The sequence below is a fragment of the Pseudomonas coronafaciens pv. oryzae str. 1_6 genome (assembly GCF_000156995.2).
Taxonomy (GTDB): domain Bacteria; phylum Pseudomonadota; class Gammaproteobacteria; order Pseudomonadales; family Pseudomonadaceae; genus Aquipseudomonas; species Aquipseudomonas tremae.
On sequence record NZ_CP046035.1, the window covers coordinates 567218 to 589918 of the forward strand.

Here is a 22701-nt window from a genome sequence, read left to right on the forward strand (position 1 = left end):
TTGGGGGGTGGCCGGTCAAGCCAATCGAATTCGATTTATTATTATTGATCCTTAAAGGAGTGCGGCACATGTCAAAAGGGCATTCGCTACAAGACCCTTACCTGAATACCTTGCGTAAAGAGAAGGTCGGGGTATCGATCTATCTGGTCAACGGTATCAAGCTGCAGGGTACGATCGAGTCTTTCGACCAGTTCGTCATTTTGCTGAAGAACACGGTCAGCCAGATGGTCTACAAACACGCTATTTCCACCGTCGTACCGGTTCGCCCGATCCGCCTGCCCAGCGCTACTGATGCTGACGGCGCGGACGCCGAGCCAGGTAACGCCTGATAGGAGTCTGCCTTGTTCTTTGAGCGCCACAGTGGTGGTGAGCGGGCCATTCTCGTTCACCTGGATGGTCAGGACCCTGAGGCGCGCGAAGATCCGCAGGAGTTTCAGGAGCTGGCCATATCGGCTGGTGCTGATACCGTTGCGTTTATCAACGTGCCGCGTCATCGGCCATCGGCCAAATACCTGATCGGCTCTGGCAAGGTCGAGGAGCTTCGCGACCAGGTCAAAGCCGAGCAGGCTGATCTTGTGATATTCAATCACACCCTCACGCCCAGTCAGGAGCGTAACCTCGAGCGCGTTTTCGAGTGTCGCGTGCTTGATCGTACGGGGCTGATCCTCGATATCTTCGCGCAGCGGGCGCGTACTCACGAAGGCAAGCTGCAGGTCGAACTGGCCCAGCTTGAGCATATGAGCACCCGTCTGGTACGCGGCTGGACTCACCTTGAGCGGCAAAAGGGCGGTATCGGCCTGCGTGGTCCGGGTGAAACTCAGCTCGAGACCGACCGACGTCTTCTGCGGGTTCGCCTGCGGCAGATCAAAGGCCGTCTTGAGAAGGTTCGCAGTCAGCGGGATCAGGCGCGTCGCGGGCGTCGGCGTGCGGATATTCCGTCGGTTTCACTGGTGGGTTATACCAACGCCGGCAAATCGACCCTTTTCAACTCGGTGACCGATTCGGATGTGTTTGCGGCCGATCAGTTGTTCGCCACGCTCGATCCTACCCTGCGTCGTCTGCAGCTCGATGACCTTGGCCCGATCGTTCTGGCTGACACCGTAGGCTTCATTCGCCATCTGCCTCACAAGCTGGTAGAAGCCTTTCGCGCGACCCTTGAAGAGTCGAGCAATTCCGATTTGCTCCTGCATGTCATCGACTCGCATGAGCCTGATCGCATGTCGCAGATCGAGCAGGTAATGGCCGTGCTCGGTGAGATCGGTGCCGAGGGCTTGCCGATCCTCGAGGTCTATAACAAACTCGATCTGCTCGAAGGCGTGGAGCCTCAGATACAACGCGATGCCGATGGCAAGCCGCAGCGTGTCTGGGTGTCGGCGCGTGATGGTCGCGGGCTGGATCTGCTCAAACAGGCTATCGCCGAATTGCTTGGCAACGACCTGTTTGTCGGTACGCTTCACTTGCCGCAAAGCCTTGCCCGGCTGCGCGCCCAGTTCTTCGAGCTGGGTGCGGTGCAGAGCGAGGCGCATGACGAAGACGGTGCCAGCTTGCTGGCGGTGCGAATACCGCGCGTTGAACTCAATCGACTGGTGAGTCGCGAAGGATTGCAGCCGCTGGAGTTCATCGAGCAACACACTTTGCAATAAAAGCACGAAAAAGCCGTTGTACGGCTTTCGCGGGCATTCTGTAGCATTGGTCGGCGCGCCGCGGGCGCGTCTTTGCTTTATCAGATGGAGAGCGCTATGGCTTGGAATGAGCCGGGTGGCAACTCGAATAATCAAGATCCCTGGGGCGGCAAACGCCGTGGCGGCGACCGCAAGGGACCACCTGATCTCGACGAGGCCTTCCGTAAGCTGCAGGAAAGCCTGAAGGGGTTGTTCGGCGGCGGTAACAAACGCGGCAGTGATGGCGGCAGTGGCAATGGCGGCGGTTCGGGCAAGGGCGGTGGCTTTGGCCTGCTCGGCATCGGCCTTGTCGTGCTTGTCGCTTTCTGGCTGTACAGCGCTATCTATGTTGTCGATGAGCAGGAGCAGGCCGTCGTGCTGCGTTTCGGTCAATACCACGAAACCGTGGGGCCGGGCCTCAACATCTACTTCCCGCCGTTCGATCGCAAGTACATGGAAAACGTGACTCGCGAGCGCGCCTACAGCAAGCAGGGCCAGATGCTCACCGAAGACGAGAACATCGTCGAGGTGCCACTGACCGTGCAGTACAAGATCAGCAACCTGAAGGACTTCGTTCTGAACGTCGATCAGCCTGAAATCAGCCTGCAGCACGCGACTGAAAGCGCGCTGCGCCATGTCGTGGGCTCCACGGCGATGGACCAGGTACTGACTGAAGGCCGTGAGCTGATGGCCAGCGAAATCAAGGAGCGTCTGCAACGCTTCCTCGATACCTACGGCACCGGCATCACCGTTACTCAGGTGAACGTGCAAAGCGCTGCCGCACCACGCGAAGTACAGGAAGCGTTTGATGACGTGATCCGCGCCCGTGAAGACGAGCAGCGTTCACGCAACCAGGCTGAAAGCTACGCCAACGGGGTTATCCCGGAAGCTCGCGGTCAGGCTCAGCGCATTCTCGAAGATGCCAACGGCTACCGTGACGAAGTGGTTTCGCGGGCCAAAGGTGAGGCTGATCGCTTTACCAAGCTGGTTGCCGAATACCGCAAGGCTCCTGAAGTAACCCGCCAGCGTCTGTACCTGGACACCATGCAGGAAGTCTTCAGCAACACCAGCAAGGTTCTCGTGACCGGTGACAAGGGGCAGAATAATCTGCTTTACCTCCCGCTCGACAAGATGATCGAAAGCAGTCGCAGCAGTACTGCCCATGGCTCCGGTTCGGGTACGCCATCTCAGGCCAATACCGATGCTGCCGCTGCCGCCGCCCGGGCGACTGAGGCTCAGCAGCGCGGTGAAGTACGTACAAGGGAGACTCGCTGATGAGCAATAAATCGCTGATCACCCTTATTGTCGGTGTGGTACTGGCAGTCATCGCCTGGAACAGCTTCTACATAGTGTCCCAGACTGAACGTGCGGTTTTGCTGCAGTTCGGCAAGGTGGTCCAGGCTGACGTTCAGCCGGGCCTGCATGTGAAGGTTCCTTACGTGAACCAGGTGCGCAAGTTCGACGGACGTCTGCTGACGCTCGATGCGCCTACCCAGCGTTTTCTGACGCTGGAAAAGAAAGCCGTAATGGTCGATGCCTACGCCAAATGGCGCGTGAAGGATGCGGAACGTTTCTACACCGCGACTTCCGGCCTCAAGCAGATTGCTGATGAACGCCTGTCGCGTCGTCTGGAGTCCGGCCTGCGCGACCAGTTCGGCAAGCGCACCCTGCACGAAGTCGTGTCGGGCGAGCGAGACGCACTGATGGCGGATATCACCGGTTCGCTGAACCGCATGGCTGAAAAAGAGCTGGGTATCGAAGTGCTCGATGTTCGGGTCAAGGCCATTGACCTGCCCAAGGAAGTGAATCGCAGCGTTTTCGAGCGGATGAGTACCGAGCGTGAACGTGAAGCGCGCGAGCACCGTGCCAAGGGTAACGAGCTGGGTGAAGGCATCCGTGCCGACGCCGATCGTCAGCGCCGTGTGTTGCTGGCAGAAGCCTATCGCGAGTCTGAAGAGGCGCGTGGTGATGGTGATGCCCAGGCTGCTGCGATCTACTCCAAGGCCTACGGTCAGGATCAGGAGTTCTACGCGTTTTACCGTAGCCTGCGCGCCTACCGCGAAAGCTTTGCGAACAAGAGTGACGTGATGGTGCTTGATCCGAACAGCGAATTCTTTCGCTATATGGAAAAAGCCAAGCCGTAATCAATCACCCGCCGGGCGGCAAAACCGCCTGGTGGGGTGAACGTACGGTGAAACGTGTGTATCATGCGGCAGCCGGGAAATTCCCGGCTTTTTTGCGTCTGCACGATTGATTGGCCGCATCTGATTCAGAAGGCGGCAAAGTTTTTCGAGGAGAGTGGTCTGCGTGGCCTGTCCCGGGCATTTGTCGTGCCCGTCATACGGCGCGCCACTCTCTGCTTCACTCAAGGCCAGCCTGTAGGCTGGCCGCCTGGATCACAGGGGAAAGGCGTAATGGCAACGGTTGACCGCTGGCTGCTACCAGATGGCATCGAAGAAGTACTGCCACCGGAAGCGGCGCGTATTGAAGTAGCGCGCCGTCAGGTGTTGGATCTGTTTCAGAGCTGGGGCTATGAGTTCGTCGTCACCCCGCATATCGAGTATCTGGAGTCGCTGCTGACCGGCGCGGGTTCGGATCTGGATTTGCGCACCTTCAAGGTCATCGACCCGCAATCGGGCCGGCAGATGGGCTTTCGTGCCGACATCACGCCACAGGTTGCACGCATCGATGCGCACACCCTGAAGCGTGAAGGCCCTAGCCGTCTATGCTACGCAGGCAGCGTTCTGCATGCTCAGCCACGAGCATTGTCCTCCTCTCGCAGTCCGATACAGCTCGGCGCCGAGCTGTATGGCGACGCAAGCCCGAGCAGCGACGTCGAGGTCATCAGTCTGATGCTGGCCATGCTGCAGCTGGCCGATGTGCCGGATGTGCACATGGACCTCGGGCATGTCGGTATCTATCGTGGTCTGGCGCGTGCGGCCGGTCTGTCAGGCGAGGTCGAGCAGCAGTTGTTCGATGCGCTGCAACGCAAGGCCATCGACGAAGTGGTTGCACTGACCGCTGATCTGCCGCAAGAGCTGGCTTCGATGCTGCGTGCGCTGGTTGATCTGTGCGGTGGTCGTGAGGTGCTTGATGCAGCTCGGGATCGACTGTCGGCGGCCCCTGCACCTGTGTTGGCAGCGCTTGATGACCTGCTGGCTATCGCCGATCGCCTGGCTGTGCGCTTCCCGCAGCTGCCTTTGTATTTCGATCTCGGCGAACTGCGCGGCTACCACTACCATACCGGTGTGGTCTTTGCGGTGTTCGTACCGGGCGTGGGCCAGTCGATTGCCCAGGGCGGTCGTTACGATGATATCGGCGCCGACTTCGGTCGTGCCCGCCCGGCGACCGGCTTTTCCACTGACCTGAAAACCCTGGTAACTCTGGGGCAGGCAGAAATCGTTTTACCGTCCGGTGGCATATGGATGCCGGACAGCACGGACGCGGCACTCTGGCAGCAGGTATGCCAGTTGCGCAATGAGGGTCAGCGTGTGGTTCAGGCATTGCCTGGGCAGCAGGTGAGTGCGGCGCGCGAAGCCGACTGTGACCGGCAATTGATTCAGCATGGCGAGCACTGGCAGGTAATGCCGCTGGCTTCTTGAGTATTCCTGCCGGCCGCCGCCGGCACCAAGTTTGCGTGAATGAGGACAAGTGTTATGGGTAAGAATGTCGTAGTCCTGGGCACTCAATGGGGTGATGAGGGCAAAGGCAAGATCGTTGATCTGCTGACCGAACATGCTACCGCCGTAGTGCGTTATCAGGGTGGCCACAATGCTGGCCACACCCTGGTGATCGACGGTGAGAAGACCGTATTGCACCTGATCCCGTCCGGTGTGCTGCGCGAAGGCGTGCAGTGCCTGATCGGCAATGGTGTGGTCGTCGCCCCCGACGCGCTCCTGCGCGAAATCATCAAGCTGGAAGAGAAAGGCATTCCGGTGCGCGAGCGCCTGCGCATCAGCCCGTCCTGCCCGCTGATCCTGTCGTATCACGTTGCATTGGATCAGGCGCGCGAAAAAGCCCGCGGCGAATTCAAGATCGGCACCACCGGTCGTGGTATCGGCCCGGCTTACGAAGACAAGGTGGCGCGTCGCGGACTGCGCATCGGCGACCTGTTCCACCGCGAGCGCTTCGCCGCCAAGCTGGGCGAGCTGCTCGACTATCACAACTTTGTGCTGGTCAATTACTACAAAGAGCCTGCCATCGACTTCCAGAAAACACTCGACGAGTGCATGGAATACGCTGACCTGCTCAAGCCGCTGATGCTCGACGTCACTGCTGCGCTGCATGAGATGCGTCGCGATGGCAAGGACATCATGTTCGAAGGTGCCCAGGGCTCGCTGCTGGACATCGACCACGGCACCTATCCGTACGTCACCAGCTCCAACACCACTGCTGGCGGCATCGCCACCGGTTCGGGTTTCGGTCCGATGTATCTGGATTACATTCTGGGTATCACCAAGGCTTACACCACGCGTGTGGGTTCTGGGCCGTTTCCGACCGAGCTGTTCGACGACGTTGGTGCGTTTCTGGCCAAGCGTGGCCACGAGTTCGGCGCCACCACCGGTCGCGCACGTCGTTGTGGCTGGTTCGATGCCGTCATCCTGCGTCGTGCCATCGAAATCAACAGCATTTCGGGTCTGTGCCTGACCAAGCTGGACGTGCTCGACGGTCTGGAAACCATCAACATCTGCATCGGTTACGAGAACGAAGACGGTGCCGTCATTGATGCTCCGACTGATGCTGACAGCTATCTGGGCCTGCGTCCGGTGTATGAGCAAATGCCAGGCTGGAGCGAGTCGACGCTGGGTGCCAAGACTCTCGAAGAGCTGCCTGCCGCTGCCCGCGCTTACATCAAGCGGGTCGAAGAGCTTGTGGGGGCGCCTATCGATATCATCTCGACCGGCCCTGACCGCAACGAAACCATCGTGCTGCGTCATCCATTCGGCTGATTCACCACTTGGTTATACAGAAAGGGCCGCATTTGCGGCCCTTTCTGCTTTCGAAGTCTGGCGTATCAAATGCGCCAGAAAGTGAGACTTGTGTCACGGCACGGCGCTTGCTACAAAGGTGACAGAAAAGTGCCATCATTTTAGTGGCGCTCAGGGTGGAAGGATTCTCCTGTGTCTGCGATCTTATCTCTATTGCAAAGTCGTCTGCTGCGCCCGGTCTTCATTGCGTTGGGCATTGCCCTTCTGGTGCAAGTCATCGTGGCGGTTGCGCTTACCCGGAGCACGGTCACAGCCCTTGAGGCGGATCTCGCCAATCGCCTCGGGGTAGATTCGCAACATCTTTCCTCCGAGCTGGAACTGGCGAGTAGCGAAGTGACGTCGAGTCTCGATGCGCTTTCGGCCAGCACGCGTCAACGCCTGAGTGTCGGTCTGTCGACGCGTTTGAAAGACGAGCAGACGCAACTGCGCGCCACGCTGGAAAAAGACCTCAAAGACTCGGCCACCGATATGGCCGAATTGCTGGCTGCCGTCGCTCCGCGAGCCATGTGGGACAACGACACACCGACACTTTCCGAGTTTGCCCGACGGGCGCAGCGCAATCCCAATGTGCTGTTCGTCGTCTATGACGATGCAGCAGGAGAGCACCTTACTCGCTACATGAACCGGGATAACGCGCTGGTCAGAGCGTTGTTGGCCAAGGGCGAGGGCGAACGGGCGATGGATAAAGTCCTGAGTGCCGCAAAAAACGATCCATCCGTGTACTACGTCGAAGCCTCCATCAGCCCTAATGGTGTCGAGATCGGCAAAGTGCGCATGGGTGTTTCCACGGCAACGGTCGAGGAAAATCTTGCGGCACTGGACAAGCGTTTTGCAGCGCTGATCACCAGCGGCGAACAATTGGTCTCCGACAGCCTTGCCAGTGCGTCAAAAGACAGCTCGACGGCTCTGCGTGGGCGCTTGCAAGCGGCTCAGACCGCAGCAACGGCAATGACCGGCAACACGCGTGTCACTGTTCAGGAAGCGGCCGAAACGCTGCGCTGGCGGATCGGCATGGGCCTGGCGTTGGTGGGCCTTGGCGTGCTGCTGTTGCTGGCTGTCGTGCTGGGGCGTCGAGTGGTCAGCAAGCTGCACCTGTTGATCGCGGCACTCAACGATCTGGCGGCGGGAGAGGGTGACTTGACCAAGCGCGTCAAGCTGGACAGCAATGACGAGATTGGCGACATGTCGGCAGCGGTCAATCGCTTCATCGACAAGTTGCAGCCCATCGTGCGTGAGGCGGGTGAGGTTGCACAGTTGACCGGGATCGAGATCGGTGCAATGAGCCAGCGTAATGCCGGTGCCGATGCGGCGGCCGAGTTGCAGCGTGATGAGGTGGCGGCCAGTCTTAAAGCGCTGGAGCAGATGGCCGACGAGGCGCAGTCGGAAAGTCACGCAATGCAGGCCGCCCTGCGTCAGGTGATCGATATCAAGCAGGCGACTGATGAAAACACCCGTACTTCCAGTCAGGTCGGCGGGCTGATCGAAGCGCTGGCCGGTCAGGTCGAGACCGGTGCGCAGGTCATCGAGCGCCTGGCGCAGCAAAGCCAGCAGATCGAGGTTGTGCTGGAAGTCATCCACGGTATTGCCGAACAAACCAACCTGCTTGCGCTCAACGCCGCCATCGAAGCGGCGCGTGCAGGCGAAACGGGCAGGGGCTTTGCCGTAGTCGCCGACGAAGTTCGAGCGCTGGCCAGCAAGACGCAGAGTTCGACGGGGGATATTCAGGAACACATCATCGCCTTGCAGCGTGGCGCAAAAGAGGCTGTAGCCGCCATCGGTGTCGCTGGTCGACAGGCCAAGGAAGGGCTTGAAGTGTTGCGCGACAGTGCCAAGCGTCAGCAGACGGTTCAGGCTTCTGTCGAGCAGGTGCATGCAGCCATTGGCCTGGCAACTCAGGCAGCGGTTCATCAGGCGCAGGGTGCACAGGCTGTTCGCGGTCGGGTAGAGGTGATTCACGCTCAGGCCGAGCGAGCTGCCAAAGCGGTGGTGGAAACGACCGCCAGTGGCAAAGTACTCAGCGGGCTGGCTGCACAGCTGAAAGCCAGCCTGGGGCAGTTCAGGGCTTGAGTGCGCGTGGTTCGGCGCTGCAGTTGCAGTGCCGGGTGCAGGCCGGACTGTTTTTGCAAAACCCAGAAAGCAAAAAACCGAGCCATTGGCTCGGTTTTTTTGAATTGGTGCCCAGAAGAAGACTCGAACTTCCACGACCTTGCGGTCACCAGCACCTGAAGCTGGCGTGTCTACCAATTTCACCATCTGGGCAGTATCAATGACGTGTACGCCGTTGATGGGGCGCACTATACGGCCATCGTTTTGCTCTGTAAACCCCTGTTTTGATTAATCAAAGGCGGAAAATGCAAAAACCCGCTTTCGCGGGTTTTTGTGAGGCTTGAGACTGTTGTAGTCTGTCGCCTGAATTGGTGCCCAGAAGAAGACTCGAACTTCCACGACCTTGCGGTCACCAGCACCTGAAGCTGGCGTGTCTACCAATTTCACCATCTGGGCAGTATCGGAAGGCACAGGCCTGTCGATGGCGCGCACTATACGGAGCGTCTTTTGGGCTGTAAACCCCGGCAGTGAAAAAAAGTCCAAAAAAATCACAGACGGCGTGTTTCGGGCGTTTCAGTGTGGTCGAGCCGATGATTTACAGGCCGGTTTGAGCGTGAAATTTCCCGTTTCATGAGGTCTATGCCAAACTAACCCCTATATATACAAGGTGAAAACTATCTAATGGCCGATTGGCAGTCCCTCGATCCCGAGGCCGCTCGTGAAGCGGAAAAATACGAAAACCCCATTCCCAGCCGCGAGCTGATCTTGCAGCACCTTGCCGAGCGCGGTTCGCCGGCAAGTCGCGAGCAACTGGTCGAAGAATTCGGCCTGACCACCGAGGATCAATTCGAGGCCCTGCGCCGTCGCCTTCGTGCGATGGAGCGCGACGCCCAATTGATCTACACCCGTCGTGGCACCTATGCACCGGTAGACAAGCTTGACCTGATCCTGGGTCGCATCTCCGGCCATCGCGACGGTTTCGGTTTTCTGGTTCCCGACGACGGCTCCGACGACCTGTTCATGAGCCCGGCGCAGATGCGTCTGGTGTTCGACGGTGATCGGGCGCTGGCTCGGGTCTCCGGCCTGGACCGTCGTGGCCGTCGCGAGGGTGTGATCGTCGAGGTGATCTCGCGTGCTCACGAAACCATAGTGGGTCGCTATTTCGAAGAAAGCGGCATTGGTTTTGTGGTGCCCGACAACCCGAAGATCCAGCAGGAAGTGCTGGTCACGCCGGGTCGCAACAACAGCGCCAAAATCGGCCAGTTCGTCGAGGTGAAGATCACTCACTGGCCAACCCCGCGCTTCCAGCCGCAAGGTGATGTGGTCGAAGTGGTCGGTAACTACATGGCTCCGGGCATGGAGATCGATGTTGCGCTGCGTACTTACGATATTCCGCACGTATGGCCCGAAGCCGTCCTCAAGGAGGCTGCCAAGCTCAAGCCGGAAGTCGAAGAGAAGGACAAGGAGCATCGCGTCGATCTGCGCCACTTGCCTTTCGTTACCATCGATGGTGAAGATGCACGCGACTTCGACGATGCGGTTTATTGCGAAGCCAAGCCGGGCAAACTGCGTTTGTTCTCCGGTGGCTGGAAGCTCTACGTGGCAATTGCCGACGTATCGAGCTACGTAAAAATCGGTTCGGCGCTGGATGCCGAGTCTCAGGTACGCGGCAACTCGGTGTATTTCCCCGAGCGTGTCGTACCTATGCTGCCTGAGCAATTGTCCAACGGCCTGTGCTCGCTGAACCCGCACGTTGATCGTCTGGCCATGGTCTGTGAGATGACTATCTCCAAGACCGGCGAAATGACTGACTACGTGTTCTACGAAGGCATCATCCATTCCCATGCCCGTCTGACCTATAACAAGGTCAGCACGATTCTGGAGCAGCCTAAAACCGCCGAGGCGAAGAGCCTGCGCGGCGAATATGGCGATGTGGTGCCGCACCTCAAGCAGCTTTACGCCATGTACAAGGTGTTGCTTGGCGCGCGTCATGTGCGGGGTGCGATCGATTTCGAAACTCAGGAAACCCGGATCATCTTCGGCTCCGAGCGCAAGATCGCCGAAATTCGTCCGACTACCCGCAACGACGCTCACAAGCTGATCGAGGAGTGCATGCTGGCTGCCAACGTGGCCACCGCGCAGTTCCTTAAAAAGCACGAAATTCCTGCGTTGTACCGTGTCCACGATGGTCCGCCACCGGAGCGTCTGGAAAAACTGCGTGCGTTCCTTGGCGAGTTGGGTCTGACCCTGCACAAAGGCAAGGAAGGTCCGACGCCGAAGGACTATCAGGCACTGCTTGAGACCGTTCGTGATCGTCCGGACTATCACCTGATCCAGACCGTGATGCTGCGTTCGTTGAGTCAGGCGGTGTACAGCTCGGACAACAATGGCCACTTCGGCCTGAATTACGAGGCGTATACGCACTTCACGTCGCCGATCCGTCGCTATCCCGATCTGTTGACGCACCGCGCGATCCGCAGCGTTATCCGCTCCAAGCAGGATACCCCGCATGTTCGTCGTGCAGGCGCTGCAACGATTCCGAAAGCGCGTATCTATCCGTACGACGACGCATTGCTCGATCAGTTGGGCGAGCAGTGTTCGATGAGCGAGCGCCGCGCTGATGAGGCCACGCGTGACGTGGTCAATTGGCTCAAGTGCGAGTATATGAAGGATCGCGTCGGCGAGTCGTTCCCCGGTGTGATCACGGCGGTAACCGGTTTTGGCCTGTTCGTCGAGCTGACCGATATATATGTCGAGGGTCTGGTCCACGTCACCGCACTGCCGGGCGACTACTACCATTTCGACCCGCTGCATCACCGCCTTGCCGGTGAGCGTACCGGGCGTAATTTCCGCCTTGGCGATACTGTTGAAGTGCGCGTCATGCGTGTCGATCTGGATGAGCGCAAGATCGATTTCGAGATTTCCGCAACGGCAGCCGCCGCTACACCTGTCGGTCGCAAGCGTCGCGGTCATGACACTGCGCCACCTGCAGCCGCTGCGGCTGAGAAGGACAAGGCACCTGCCACCAAGTCAGGTCGCCGTACCTCTTCGGCCAAAGAGACCAGTTCCGAAGCGTATCGCCCGGGCGATGCGGCGGCTAAAAACGCAGAAGTGCGTAAAAGCCGCGAACTGAAGAAAGCACTTCTGGCAGACGCGAAGGGTGGTAGCAAGGCGTCGTCGGGAAAGTCTGACAGGTCGGGCTCTGCTCCTTCGTCGAGCAAGCCGGCCAGCAAGCACCGCAAAGGCTCGTCGAAGACGGGCTCCGCGCCGGCTGCAAAAAGCAGTGGCGCTCGTAAACCCAAGGCCAAGTCATGAGTCAGCTGGAAAAAATCTACGGCGTACACGCCCTAGAAGCTTTGCTTCGTCATCACCCCAAGCGCGTCAAGCACATCTGGCTGGCAGAGGGTCGTAATGACCCTCGTGTTCAAACGCTGGTCTCACTGGCGAGCGAAAATCGCGTGACTATCGGTCAGGCCGAGCGTCGCGAAATGGACGCCTGGGTTGAAGGCGTGCATCAGGGCGTGGTCGCCGACGTCAGCCCGAGCCAGGTCTGGGGCGAGGCAATGCTCGATGAGCTGCTTGATCGCAGCGAGGGGCCGCCGTTGCTGCTGGTGCTTGATGGCGTGACTGATCCGCATAACCTGGGCGCTTGCCTGCGTACCGCCGATGCGGCCGGTGCGCTGGCTGTTATCGTGCCCAAGGACAAGTCTGCAACCTTGACGCCTGCTGTGCGAAAAGTCGCCTGCGGCGCTGCGGAAGTGATTCCTCTGGTGGCCGTGACCAACCTTGCGCGCACGCTGGAAAAGCTCCAGCAGCGCGGTTTGTGGGTTGTCGGTACGGCGGGCGAGGCCGAGGTCGAGCTGTATCAGCAGGACCTGACCGGGCCGACCATCATCATTATGGGTGCTGAAGGCAAGGGCATGCGTCGCCTGACCCGCGAGCACTGTGATTATCTGGTGCGTCTGCCGATGGCGGGCAGTGTCAGCAGCCTGAACGTGTCGGTTGCGACCGGCGTGTGTCTTTTTGAAGCGCTGCGCCAGCGCAGTGTAAAGGCTGCCGGCAAGAAATCCTGACCCCTTGCCGGTCGTCCAGTGAGCAGGTCGCGTTTCGCTATCTGCTCACTGGCTTACCAATTGCCTTGCACCTCCCTCGACCCTTCTCTACAATTGCGCCCCTTGCTGTCACGGCAGGCGCTCATGTGCCTGTCCCTGAGCAAGACCAACAGTGTCATTCACTCCTTGTCTGACCGCTATTTGAGCGGCAGGCTACAACCCGTAAGGAGCATTCATGCGTCATTACGAAATTATCTTTTTGGTCCACCCGGATCAAAGCGAGCAAGTCGGCGGCATGGTAGAGCGTTACACCAAGCTGATCGAAGAAGACGGCGGCAAAATCCACCGTCTGGAAGATTGGGGCCGTCGTCAACTGGCTTACGCAATCAACAATGTTCACAAGGCTCACTACGTGATGCTGAACGTTGAGTGCACTGGCAAGGCTCTGGCCGAGCTGGAAGACAACTTCCGTTACAACGATGCTGTGATCCGTAACCTGGTCATCCGTCGCGACGAAGCCGTAACTGGCCAGTCCGAGATGCTCAAGGCTGAAGAGAACCGCAGTGAGCGCCGTGAGCGTCGTGACCGTCCTGAGCACTCCGACAGCGCCGATGGCGATGACGGCGACAACAGCGACGTTAGCGATAACGCTGACGAGTAATCCACGGACCTTTTGAGGAGCCAATTACATGGCACGTTTCTTCCGTCGTCGTAAATTCTGCCGCTTCACCGCTGAAGACGTCAAAGAGATCGATTACAAAGATCTCAACACTCTGAAAGCCTACGTATCCGAGACCGGCAAAATCGTTCCAAGCCGTATCACTGGTACCAAAGCACGTTATCAGCGTCAGCTGGCCACCGCTATCAAGCGTGCCCGCTTCCTGGCCCTGCTGGCCTACACCGACAGCCACGGCCGCTGAGACCAGGTAGTCGACAAAACGTAACAAAGGATAGAAAGCATGCGTGCCCTGGCTGAATTCATCATGCGCGGCCGTATGCAGGCCACTCTCGTAGTGGCTGGATGTGCGGCGTTGCCGCTGTTGTTCTGGTTGAGTGCTGCCGCAGGTTGCCTTGTGCTCCTGCGACGCGGGTTCAGTGATGCCGTTGGTGTCCTGTCCTGGGCTCTGCTGCCGGCCTTGGTCTGGTGGTATTTCGGTGAACCTCGTACAGCCATGGTGCTGCTGGGTTCGCTGAGTTTGGCAATGGTTTTGCGTGCCAGCGAGTCCTGGGTCCGCGTGCTGCTGGTCAGCGTGGCGTTGGGTGTGGTGTACGCAGTGGTTCTGGGCACGGTTTTTCGCGAACCTCTGGAAGCAATGTCGCAGGAGTTGCAGAAACATCTGCCGACAATGCTGGCCGGGCTCTACGAGCAGTTGAACGTAGAAGAGCGAGCGCGTCTGGGGTCACTGATTGCTCCCGTCCTGAATGGCCTGATAGCGGCTGTGTTGCAAATCGTCAGTGTGCTGTGCCTGATGCTGGGCCGGTACTGGCAAGCGATGTTGTACAACCCTGGTGGTTTCGGGCGTGAATTTCGCGCCGTGAAACTTCCACTGGTGCCTGCGTTGGCGCTGTTGGTGTGCATGCTGGTTGGGCCGAATTTCGGGCCTCAGGTAGCCATGATCACACCGCTGTGCAGCGTACCGCTGGCATTTGCCGGGCTGGCCCTGATTCACGGACTGGTTGCTGAAAAGCGCCTTTCGCGGTTCTGGCTGGTAGGGATGTACATCACGCTGCTGGTGTTTATGCAACTGATCTATCCGTTGCTCGTGGTAATTGCCATTGTCGACAGCCTGATTGATTTTCGCGGTCGCCGGGGTTCGAAAGACTCCGGCAATGGTCCTGCGAACGGTGAAGGTTAAAAGTTAAGAGGATTTCCACATGCAACTGATCCTTCTGGAAAAAGTCGCCAACCTGGGCAACCTGGGCGACAAAGTAAACGTTAAGGCCGGTTACGGTCGTAACTACCTGCTGCCTTACGGCAAAGCAACCGCTGCAACCGCTGCCAACGTGGCTGCGTTTGAAGAGCGTCGTGCCGAGCTGGAAAAACTGGCTGCAGACAAGAAAGCATCTGCCGAAACTCGCGCTGCCCAACTGGCTGAGCTGGAAGTGACTATCACTGCCACCGCTGGTGACGAAGGCAAGCTGTTCGGTTCGATCGGTACTCACGACATCGCTGATGCACTGACCGCCTCTGGCGTTGAAGTTGCAAAAAGCGAAGTTCGTCTGCCGAACGGCACTATCCGCAACGTTGGCGAATTCGACGTAGCCGTGCATCTGCACAGCGACGTAGAAGCGACCGTACGCGTTGTCGTAGTGGCTGCTTAAGCAACACTGAATCGTCTGGCGGCATTGTCGTGAGAGGATTAACATCGGGCACGATCCTGTTTACAGGTCGTGCCCTTTGTCTTTGTGCCATCCCCATTCTGCAACCCCCCGAATTAAAGTGGCCATGAACGATATATCCGCCCCCGAGCAATACGATCTGCAAACCGCTGCCCTCAAGGTGCCGCCACATTCCATCGAGGCCGAACAGGCTGTGCTCGGTGGTCTGATGCTGGACAACAACGCCTGGGAGCGCGTGCTCGATCAAGTCTCTGATGGTGATTTCTATCGACATGACCACCGTCTGATCTTCCGCGCCATTGCCCGGCTGGCTGATCAGAACAGCCCGATCGACGTGGTTACCCTGGCCGAACAGCTGGACAAGGAAGGCCAGACCTCGCAAGTCGGTGGCCTGGGCTACCTCAGCGAACTGGCGAAAAACACGCCCTCTGTTGCCAACATCAAGGCCTATGCACAGATCGTTCGTGCGCGGGCCACATTGCGGCAGTTGATTGGTATCAGCACTGAAATCGCGGACAGCGCGTTCAACCCGGAAGGTCGAACCGCCGAAGAGATTCTGGACGAGGCCGAACGGCAGATTTTTCAGATAGCCGAAGCGCGGCCCAAGACCGGCGGCCCGGTCAGTGTCAACGACCTGCTGACCAAGGCCATCGACCGTATCGATACCCTGTTCAACAGCGACAACGCAATCACCGGCCTTTCCACTGGCTACACCGATCTCGATGAAAAAACCAGCGGTCTGCAGCCATCTGACCTGATCATCGTTGCAGGTCGTCCGTCGATGGGTAAAACCACTTTCGCGATGAACCTGGTCGAAAACGCTGTGTTGCGCAGCGACAAGGTGGTGCTGGTCTATTCGTTGGAAATGCCAGGTGAATCGCTGATCATGCGTATGCTTTCATCGCTGGGGCGTATCGATCAGACCAAGGTGCGCGCCGGCCGTCTGGAAGATGATGACTGGCCGCGCCTGACTTCGGCGGTCAATCTGCTCAACGATCGCAAGCTGTTCATCGACGATACAGCAGGCATCAGCCCCTCGGAAATGCGCGCACGCACACGCCGTATCGTTCGAGAGCACGGCGACATCGCTATGATCATGATCGACTACCTGCAGCTGATGCAGATTCCCGGTTCGAGCGGCGACAACCGTACCAACGAGATCTCCGAGATTTCCCGGTCCCTGAAAGCGCTGGCCAAGGAGTTCAACTGCCCGGTTATTGCCCTTTCGCAGTTGAACCGCTCGCTTGAACAGCGACCGAACAAACGCCCGATCAACTCCGACCTCCGGGAATCCGGAGCGATCGAGCAGGATGCCGACGTCATCATGTTTGTGTATCGCGACGAGGTGTATCACCCCGAAACCGAACACAAGGGCATTGCCGAGATCATTATCGGCAAGCAGCGTAACGGCCCTATCGGCACTACACGCCTTGCGTTCATCGGCAAATACACGCGTTTCGAGAACCTGGCCCCCGGCAGTTACAACTTCGACGAAGATTGATCTAAGGTCAGTCAAATCCGACCGCCGTTGTCGGGCTTGATCAAAAAATGTGCTATATTCCGCGCCCGCGATTTTTCCAACGTGCAAACGTAGGTCCTGAACATGCAAGCAGCCAAGCCGTTATTTGACTATCCCAAGTACTGGGCCGAATGTTTCGGACCAGCACCTTTCCTGCCCATGAGCCGGGAAGAAATGGATCTGCTTGGCTGGGATTCCTGCGACATCATCATCGTCACAGGTGATGCGTACGTTGATCACCCGTCTTTCGGCATGGCAATCATTGGCCGTTTGCTTGAGTCCCAGGGCTTTCGGGTCGGGATCATCGCGCAGCCCAACTGGCAGTCCAAAGACGACTTCATGAAGCTCGGCGAGCCGAACCTGTTTTTCGGTGTTGCTGCCGGCAACATGGACTCGATGATCAACCGATACACAGCGGACAAGAAAATCCGCTCCGATGACGCCTACACACCTGGCGGCATGGCTGGCAAGCGCCCGGACCGCGCGAGTCTGGTGTACAGCCAGCGCTGCAAGGAAGCCTACAAACACGTGCCGATCGTGCTGGGCGGCATCGAAGCCTCGTTGCGCCGTATTGCCCACTATGACTACTGGCAGGACAAGGTTCGCAACTCGATCCTGATTGACGCCTGCGCCGACATCTTGCTGTACGGCAATGCCGAACGTGCGATTGTCGAAGTTGCCCAGCGTCTGTCCTATGGCCACAAGATCGAAGACATCACCGATGTGCGCGGTACTGCCTTCATCCGTCGTGACACGCCGCAAGGCTGGTATGAAGTCGACTCGACGCGCATCGATCGTCCGGGCAAGGTCGACAAGATCATCAACCCGTACGTCAACACCCAGGACACCCAGGCCTGCGCCATCGAGCAGGAAAAAGGCGACGTCGAAGACCCGAATGAAGCCAAGGTGGTGCAGATCCTTGCCAGCCCGCGCATGACCCGCGACAAGACTGTGATTCGTCTGCCGTCGGTGGAAAAGGTCAGGAACGATGCCGTTCTGTACGCTCACGCCAACCGCGTGTTGCACCTTGAAACCAATCCGGGCAACGCCCGCGCATTGGTGCAGAAGCATGGTGAAGTTGACGTCTGGTTCAATCCACCGCCCATTCCGATGACCACCGAAGAAATGGACTACGTGTTCGGCATGCCTTACGCGCGCGTTCCTCACCCTGCGTACGGCAAGGAAAAGATTCCTGCCTACGACATGATCCGTTTTTCGGTGAACATCATGCGCGGCTGTTTCGGCGGCTGTACGTTCTGCTCGATTACCGAGCATGAAGGCCGGATCATTCAGAACCGTTCCGAAGAATCGATCATTCGTGAAATCGAAGAGATCCGCGACAAGGTGCCAGGCTTTACCGGCGTTATTTCCGACCTGGGCGGACCGACTGCGAACATGTATCGCATCGCCTGCAAAAGCCCGGAGATCGAATCGGCGTGCCGCAAGCCATCCTGCGTGTTTCCTGGTATCTGCCCGAACCTGAACACCGATCACTCGTCGCTGATTCAGCTGTACCGCAGTGCCCGAGCGTTGCCGGGTGTGAAGAAAATCCTGATCGCTTCCGGCCTGCGTTACGACCTCGCGGTCGAGTCGCCGGAATACGTCAAGGAGCTGGTCACGCACCACGTCGGTGGTTACCTGAAGATCGCCCCGGAACACACCGAGGAAGGTCCGCTCAACCAGATGATGAAGCCGGGCATTGGCAGCTATGACAAGTTCAAGCGCATGTTCGAGAAGTACACCAAGGAAGCAGGCAAGGAGCAGTACCTGATTCCTTACTTCATCGCCGCCCACCCGGGCACCACTGATGAAGACATGATGAACCTGGCGCTGTGGCTCAAGGGCAACGGCTTCCGTGCGGATCAGGTGCAGGCGTTCTACCCGTCGCCAATGGCCACGGCCACGGCGATGTACCACTCGGGCAAGAACCCGTTGCGTAAGGTGACTTACAAGAGTGACGGCGTCACGATTGTGAAGAGCGAAGCACAGCGTCGTCTGCACAAGGCATTCCTGCGCTATCACGATCCGAAAGGCTGGCCGATGCTGCGTGAGGCGCTGGAGCGTATGGGCCGTTCCGACCTCATCGGGTCGGGCAAAGATCAATTGATCCCGCTGCATCAGCCTGCGACCGACACCTACCAGAGTGCCCGCCGCAAGAACTCGACACCGGCAGGTAGCCACAAGGTCGGCAAGAACACCAAGACCACGCTGATTCAGACCCAGCACACCGGTCTGCCGCCACGTGGCAGCGACGGCAGCAAGCCGTGGGACAAGCGTGAAGAAGCCAAGGCTGCCGCAATGGCGCGCAACAAGCAGGCCGCCAAAGAGCGCATTGACGCCGCCAAAGGCAAAGGCCCCAAGCCAGCCAAGCGCAAGCCGGTAGTACCGCGCTAACGTACATCGCATAGCGCCGCCTGCTTGAACAGGGGCGGACGCAGAGCGTCCAGAGCGGCATGCCCACCCCACGCAGAGCTTGGGCACGATATTCAGCGTATGCTCGTTACTCACGCTCAAGCGTAGGAATGCCGTTCGTGACGCTCTGCGTCACACCAGGCACCCACGCTGCTCACAATTCTTCACCCCACACCCAATCCCTCTGCCACACTGTCTGCCTTATTACTGTGCAACCCTTGCACCGTCGGCTCAGGCCGGCACGATTTTGGTGCTGAGCCTCGTAAAGCGGGTAGTGCCGATGTCGTAGGCGCCTGACTTTGACCGGATGGCATAAGTCTTGCGCGGCTCATTTACCGTTCAGGCTCGCAGGAGGCACGCCGTGTCGATTCATATTGCCTTGCACCATGTCACGCATTATCGCTACGACCGCGCGGTCGAACTGGGTCCTCAGATCGTTCGCCTGCGCCCGGCCGCTCACAGCCGCACACGCGTACTGTCGTATTCGTTGAAAGTGTTGCCTGAAAATCATTTCATCAACTGGCAGCAGGACCCACAGGGCAACTATCTGGCGCGCCTGGTCTTTCCGGAAAAAACCAAGGAATTCCGTGTCGAGGTCGATCTGGTTGCCGAGATGGCAGTGTTCAACCCGTTCGATTTCTTTCTCGAGCCGTACGCTGAAAACATCCCGTTCACGTATGCCAGCGAAGAGCAGCGTGAACTGGCACCGTATCTCGAAAAACTGCCGCTGACCCCGAAATTCCAGGCCTATCTGGACAGCATCAGCCGTGAGCCGATTCCGGCCATCGACTTTCTGGTTGGCCTCAACCAGCGTCTGAGCCAGGACGTCGATTATCTGATTCGCATGGAGCCGGGTGTACAGACCCCCGAGTTCACTCTGGAAAACGCCTCGGGTTCCTGCCGCGATTCTGCGTGGCTGCTGGTGCAGCTGCTGCGCCATCTGGGGATGGCCGCGCGCTTCGTGTCGGGGTATCTGATCCAGCTCAAAGCTGACGTTGCAGCGCTGGACGGGCCTTCCGGTACCGACGTCGACTTCACCGACCTGCACGCCTGGTGCGAGGTGTATCTGCCGGGTGCAGGCTGGGTCGGGCTGGACGCCACCTCTGGACTGTTCGCCGGCGAAGGCCACATTCCGCTGGCCTGCAGTCCCGAGCCATCCTCCGCAGCACCGATCAGCGGGCTGGTCGAGCCGTGCGAAACCGAGTTCAGCCATGAAATGTCTGTAGAGCGTATTTGGGAGGCGCCACGCGTCACCAAGCCCTACAGCGAAGAGCAGTGGCAGGACATCCAGGCGGTTGGGCGGCAGATAGACGCCGATCTGATCCGCGATGATGTGCGCCTGACTATGGGCGGCGAGCCTACGTTTGTTTCCATTGATGATCGCGATGGCCCCGAATGGAACACTGCAGCGCTGGGGCCGCGCAAGCGTGAGCTGTCTGCCGAACTCTTCCAGCGCATGCGCGCGCACTATGCGCCTCTGGGGATCGTGCATTTCGGGCAGGGCAAATGGTATCCGGGGGAACAGTTGCCGCGCTGGTCGCTGAACTGTTTCTGGCGCAAGGACGGCAAGCCGGTCTGGCGCAACAATGCGCTGATCGCCAATGAAACACAGGACTACGGCGCAACTGGCGAGCTGGCCGGGCGTTTTCTGGCCAGCGTTGCCGAGCGCCTGAAACTGCCGGCCCGTTTTGTTTTTCCGGCCTACGAAGATAATTTCTACTACCTGTGGCGCGAAGGTGCGCTGCCGGTCAACGTGACCGCCGAAGATTCGCGGCTGGGCGACGAGCTTGAGCGGGCGCGCCTGCGCAAGGTCTTCGCGCAGGGGCTGGACAAGATGATCGGCCAGGTCTTGCCGCTGGCCCGTAGCGCAGAAGGTGACAGCTGGCAGAGCGGCCGCTGGTATCTGCGTGACGAGCATTGCCGTCTGGTGCCAGGTGATTCAGCGTTGGGGTATCGACTGCCACTGGCCTCGCAGCCTTGGGTCAAGGCGGCGGAGTACCCGTTCATTCACCCGACCGACCATAATCAGGACTTTCCTGAACTGGCCGACAGCGATTCGCTGACCTCGGCACTCAAGTCAAACGAGACAGACGCTGAACGCGCGCCGAAGATCGACGAGTCCGCCGATTGGCTGACCCGTACGGCGCTGTGTGCCGAAGCGCGTGCTGGGCGTCTCTACCTGTTCATGCCGCCGCTGCAGAAGCTTGAGGAATACCTTGAGCTTGTAGCCGTGATCGAAGCAACTGCCGAAGAATTGCAATGCCCGGTTCTGCTCGAAGGTTACGAGCCGCCGAGCGATCCGCGTCTGTGCAACTTCCGCATTACGCCTGACCCGGGTGTGATCGAAGTCAACGTGCAGCCCTCGGCAAGTTGGGACGAACTGGTCGAGCGCACCGAATTTCTCTACGAGCAGGCGCGCCTCACACGTCTTACCACCGAAAAGTTCATGATAGATGGTCGTCATACCGGCACTGGCGGCGGCAATCACTTCGTGCTGGGCGGGGCGACACCGGGCGATTCTCCGTTCCTGCGGCGTCCAGACCTGCTGCGCAGCCTGATCAGTTACTGGCACAACCATCCTTCGCTGTCGTACCTGTTTTCCGGGCTGTTCATTGGCCCTACCTCACAGGCGCCACGTATCGACGAGGCGCGTAACGACTCGCTCTACGAAATGGAAATTGCCTTCGCGCAGATGCCCGAACCCGGAGAAGACGTTGCGCCTTGGGTCGTGGATCGCCTGCTGCGCAACCTGCTGATCGATGTCACCGGTAACACCCACCGCGCCGAGTTCTGCATCGACAAGTTGTATTCGCCCGATGGCGCGACCGGGCGCCTGGGCTTGCTGGAGCTGCGCGCCTTCGAGATGCCGCCTCACGCGCGCATGAGCCTCGCCCAGCAATTGCTGCTGCGCGCGCTGGTCGCCCGTTTCTGGCGCGAGCCTTATGCACCGGCCAAACTGGCACGCTGGGGCACGCAGTTGCACGACCGCTTCATGCTGCCGCATTTCATCGAGCAGGATTTCGCCGACGTAGTGGCCGACCTGAACGCGGCCGGTTATCCGGTCAAGGCCGACTGGTTTGCCGCGCATCTGGAATTTCGCTTTCCGAAAGTGGGCGATTACGCCGTCAACGGCATCGAGCTGGAACTGCGTCAGGCGCTGGAGCCTTGGCATGTGCTGGGCGAGGAGGGCTCGGCTGGCGGTGCGGTGCGCTATGTCGATTCATCGCTGGAACGCTTGCAGGTGCATCTCAGCGGGCTGCCGCCGCAACGCTATCTGCTCACCTGCAATGGCATACCCGTACCCCTGCAGCCGACCGGACGCGTCGGCGAGTTTGTCGCGGGCGTACGCTATCGTGCCTGGCAACCGGCCAACTGCCTGCAACCGACCATCGGCGTACATGCCCCGCTAGTGTTCGACCTGCTCGATACCTGGATGCACCGCTCGCTGGGCGGCTGCGAGTATCATGTCGCCCACCCGGGCGGTCGCAACTACGAGACATTGCCGGTCAACGCCAACGAAGCGGAAAGCCGTCGCCTGTCACGTTTCTTCCGCATCGGTCACACACCCGGCAAGCTGACCGTTCCGTCGCTCAATATTAATGACGAGCTGCCGATGACGCTGGATATGCGTCTGCATTAAAAACAGTGGCTCTGTGCGTCAGATGCACACGGATGTGACATCT

At 59.0% G+C, this 22701-nt stretch carries 16 protein-coding genes and 2 tRNA genes; 16 read left to right on the top strand and 2 right to left on the bottom strand.

The genetic code is table 11. The features are described from left to right. Positions 1-68 precede the first annotated feature (68 nt). The 7 genes from hfq to POR16_RS02605 all read left to right on the top strand — a co-directional run bounded on the left by hfq (position 69) and on the right by POR16_RS02605 (position 8716). Positions 69-329 (top strand): RNA chaperone Hfq, encoded by a 261-nt coding sequence (gene hfq / locus POR16_RS02575; protein WP_002551819.1) that lies wholly within the window; start codon positions 69-71, stop codon positions 327-329. A 12-nt stretch (positions 330-341) separates the two neighbouring features. Then, positions 342-1643: a ribosome rescue GTPase HflX gene (gene hflX, locus POR16_RS02580; protein WP_005888513.1), complete on the top strand. Its 1302-nt coding sequence runs from the start codon at positions 342-344 to the stop codon at positions 1641-1643. Between the two features lie 96 nt (positions 1644-1739). Then, the gene (hflK, locus tag POR16_RS02585) at positions 1740-2936 is read left to right on the top strand and encodes an FtsH protease activity modulator HflK (RefSeq protein ID WP_005888514.1); all 1197 of its coding nucleotides are present in this window, start codon (positions 1740-1742) and stop codon (positions 2934-2936) included. Further along, entirely contained in the window at positions 2936-3805 is an 870-nt protein-coding gene (gene hflC, locus POR16_RS02590; protein ID WP_005888516.1) for a protease modulator HflC, read from the top strand. Before hflK ends, hflC begins: the two co-directional genes overlap by 1 nt. A gap of 270 nt (positions 3806-4075) precedes the next feature. After that, on the top strand, positions 4076-5263 hold the full coding sequence (locus POR16_RS02595; protein ID WP_005888519.1) for an ATP phosphoribosyltransferase regulatory subunit: 1188 nt from the start codon (positions 4076-4078) through the stop codon (positions 5261-5263). 54 nt (positions 5264-5317) lie between these two features. Continuing rightward, on the top strand, positions 5318-6610 hold the full coding sequence (locus tag POR16_RS02600) for an adenylosuccinate synthase (protein ID WP_024670382.1): 1293 nt from the start codon (positions 5318-5320) through the stop codon (positions 6608-6610). A 171-nt stretch (positions 6611-6781) separates the two neighbouring features. Next, positions 6782-8716: a methyl-accepting chemotaxis protein gene (locus tag POR16_RS02605; RefSeq protein WP_005888523.1), complete on the top strand. Its 1935-nt coding sequence runs from the start codon at positions 6782-6784 to the stop codon at positions 8714-8716. A 105-nt stretch (positions 8717-8821) separates the two neighbouring features. Here the strand turns inward: POR16_RS02605 and POR16_RS02610 are convergent. Both POR16_RS02610 and POR16_RS02615 read right to left on the bottom strand, forming a co-directional pair. Beyond that, positions 8822-8908 (bottom strand) — tRNA-Leu (locus POR16_RS02610). A 156-nt stretch (positions 8909-9064) separates the two neighbouring features. Continuing rightward, positions 9065-9151: transfer RNA gene (locus POR16_RS02615), tRNA-Leu, on the bottom strand. Between the two features lie 225 nt (positions 9152-9376). On the opposite strand from POR16_RS02615, the gene rnr reads away from it, so the two are divergent. The 9 genes from rnr (at position 9377) to POR16_RS02665 (ending at position 22658) form a co-directional block, all read left to right on the top strand. Then, positions 9377-12010 carry a ribonuclease R gene (rnr, locus tag POR16_RS02620; protein ID WP_005888525.1) on the top strand — a complete coding sequence of 878 codons (2634 nt, stop codon included), beginning with the start codon at positions 9377-9379 and terminating at the stop codon, positions 12008-12010. Further along, positions 12007-12768 (top strand): 23S rRNA (guanosine(2251)-2'-O)-methyltransferase RlmB, encoded by a 762-nt coding sequence (gene rlmB, locus POR16_RS02625; protein ID WP_005888527.1) that lies wholly within the window; start codon positions 12007-12009, stop codon positions 12766-12768. Before rnr ends, rlmB begins: the two co-directional genes overlap by 4 nt. Before the next feature lie 214 nt (positions 12769-12982). Then, positions 12983-13408, top strand: a complete 426-nt coding sequence (gene rpsF, locus POR16_RS02630; protein ID WP_002551828.1) for a 30S ribosomal protein S6 — start codon at positions 12983-12985, stop codon at positions 13406-13408. Positions 13409-13436: 28 nt separating this feature from the next. Continuing rightward, the gene (gene rpsR, locus POR16_RS02635; RefSeq protein ID WP_002551829.1) at positions 13437-13667 is read left to right on the top strand and encodes a 30S ribosomal protein S18; all 231 of its coding nucleotides are present in this window, start codon (positions 13437-13439) and stop codon (positions 13665-13667) included. A 39-nt stretch (positions 13668-13706) separates the two neighbouring features. After that, a complete protein-coding gene (locus POR16_RS02640) occupies positions 13707-14603 on the top strand; it encodes a YybS family protein (protein WP_005888529.1) in 897 nt (298 codons plus the stop codon). A gap of 19 nt (positions 14604-14622) precedes the next feature. Further along, positions 14623-15069: a 50S ribosomal protein L9 gene (gene rplI, locus POR16_RS02645; protein WP_003317208.1), complete on the top strand. Its 447-nt coding sequence runs from the start codon at positions 14623-14625 to the stop codon at positions 15067-15069. Positions 15070-15193: 124 nt separating this feature from the next. Beyond that, positions 15194-16588, top strand: a complete 1395-nt coding sequence (dnaB, locus tag POR16_RS02650) for a replicative DNA helicase (protein ID WP_005888531.1) — start codon at positions 15194-15196, stop codon at positions 16586-16588. A 102-nt stretch (positions 16589-16690) separates the two neighbouring features. Beyond that, the gene (locus POR16_RS02655) at positions 16691-19000 is read left to right on the top strand and encodes a YgiQ family radical SAM protein (protein WP_024670380.1); all 2310 of its coding nucleotides are present in this window, start codon (positions 16691-16693) and stop codon (positions 18998-19000) included. Positions 19001-19379: 379 nt separating this feature from the next. Then, a complete protein-coding gene (locus POR16_RS02665; RefSeq protein ID WP_055003685.1) occupies positions 19380-22658 on the top strand; it encodes a transglutaminase family protein in 3279 nt (1092 codons plus the stop codon). Positions 22659-22701 lie beyond the last annotated feature (43 nt).

Bases quoted from the DNA above. Each gene is read 5' to 3' on its own strand.
- hfq (WP_002551819.1), top strand. From the start codon at position 69: ATGTCAAAAGGGCATTCGCTACAAGACCCTTACCTGAATACCTTGCGT.
- hflK (WP_005888514.1), top strand. From the start codon at position 1,740: ATGGCTTGGAATGAGCCGGGTGGCAACTCGAATAATCAAGATCCCTGG.
- hflC (WP_005888516.1), top strand. From the start codon at position 2,936: ATGAGCAATAAATCGCTGATCACCCTTATTGTCGGTGTGGTACTGGCA.
- POR16_RS02595 (WP_005888519.1), top strand. From the start codon at position 4,076: ATGGCAACGGTTGACCGCTGGCTGCTACCAGATGGCATCGAAGAAGTA.
- POR16_RS02600 (WP_024670382.1), top strand. From the start codon at position 5,318: ATGGGTAAGAATGTCGTAGTCCTGGGCACTCAATGGGGTGATGAGGGC.
- rnr (WP_005888525.1), top strand. From the start codon at position 9,377: ATGGCCGATTGGCAGTCCCTCGATCCCGAGGCCGCTCGTGAAGCGGAA.
- rlmB (WP_005888527.1), top strand. From the start codon at position 12,007: ATGAGTCAGCTGGAAAAAATCTACGGCGTACACGCCCTAGAAGCTTTG.
- rpsF (WP_002551828.1), top strand. From the start codon at position 12,983: ATGCGTCATTACGAAATTATCTTTTTGGTCCACCCGGATCAAAGCGAG.
- rpsR (WP_002551829.1), top strand. From the start codon at position 13,437: ATGGCACGTTTCTTCCGTCGTCGTAAATTCTGCCGCTTCACCGCTGAA.
- POR16_RS02640 (WP_005888529.1), top strand. From the start codon at position 13,707: ATGCGTGCCCTGGCTGAATTCATCATGCGCGGCCGTATGCAGGCCACT.
- rplI (WP_003317208.1), top strand. From the start codon at position 14,623: ATGCAACTGATCCTTCTGGAAAAAGTCGCCAACCTGGGCAACCTGGGC.
- dnaB (WP_005888531.1), top strand. From the start codon at position 15,194: ATGAACGATATATCCGCCCCCGAGCAATACGATCTGCAAACCGCTGCC.
- POR16_RS02655 (WP_024670380.1), top strand. From the start codon at position 16,691: ATGCAAGCAGCCAAGCCGTTATTTGACTATCCCAAGTACTGGGCCGAA.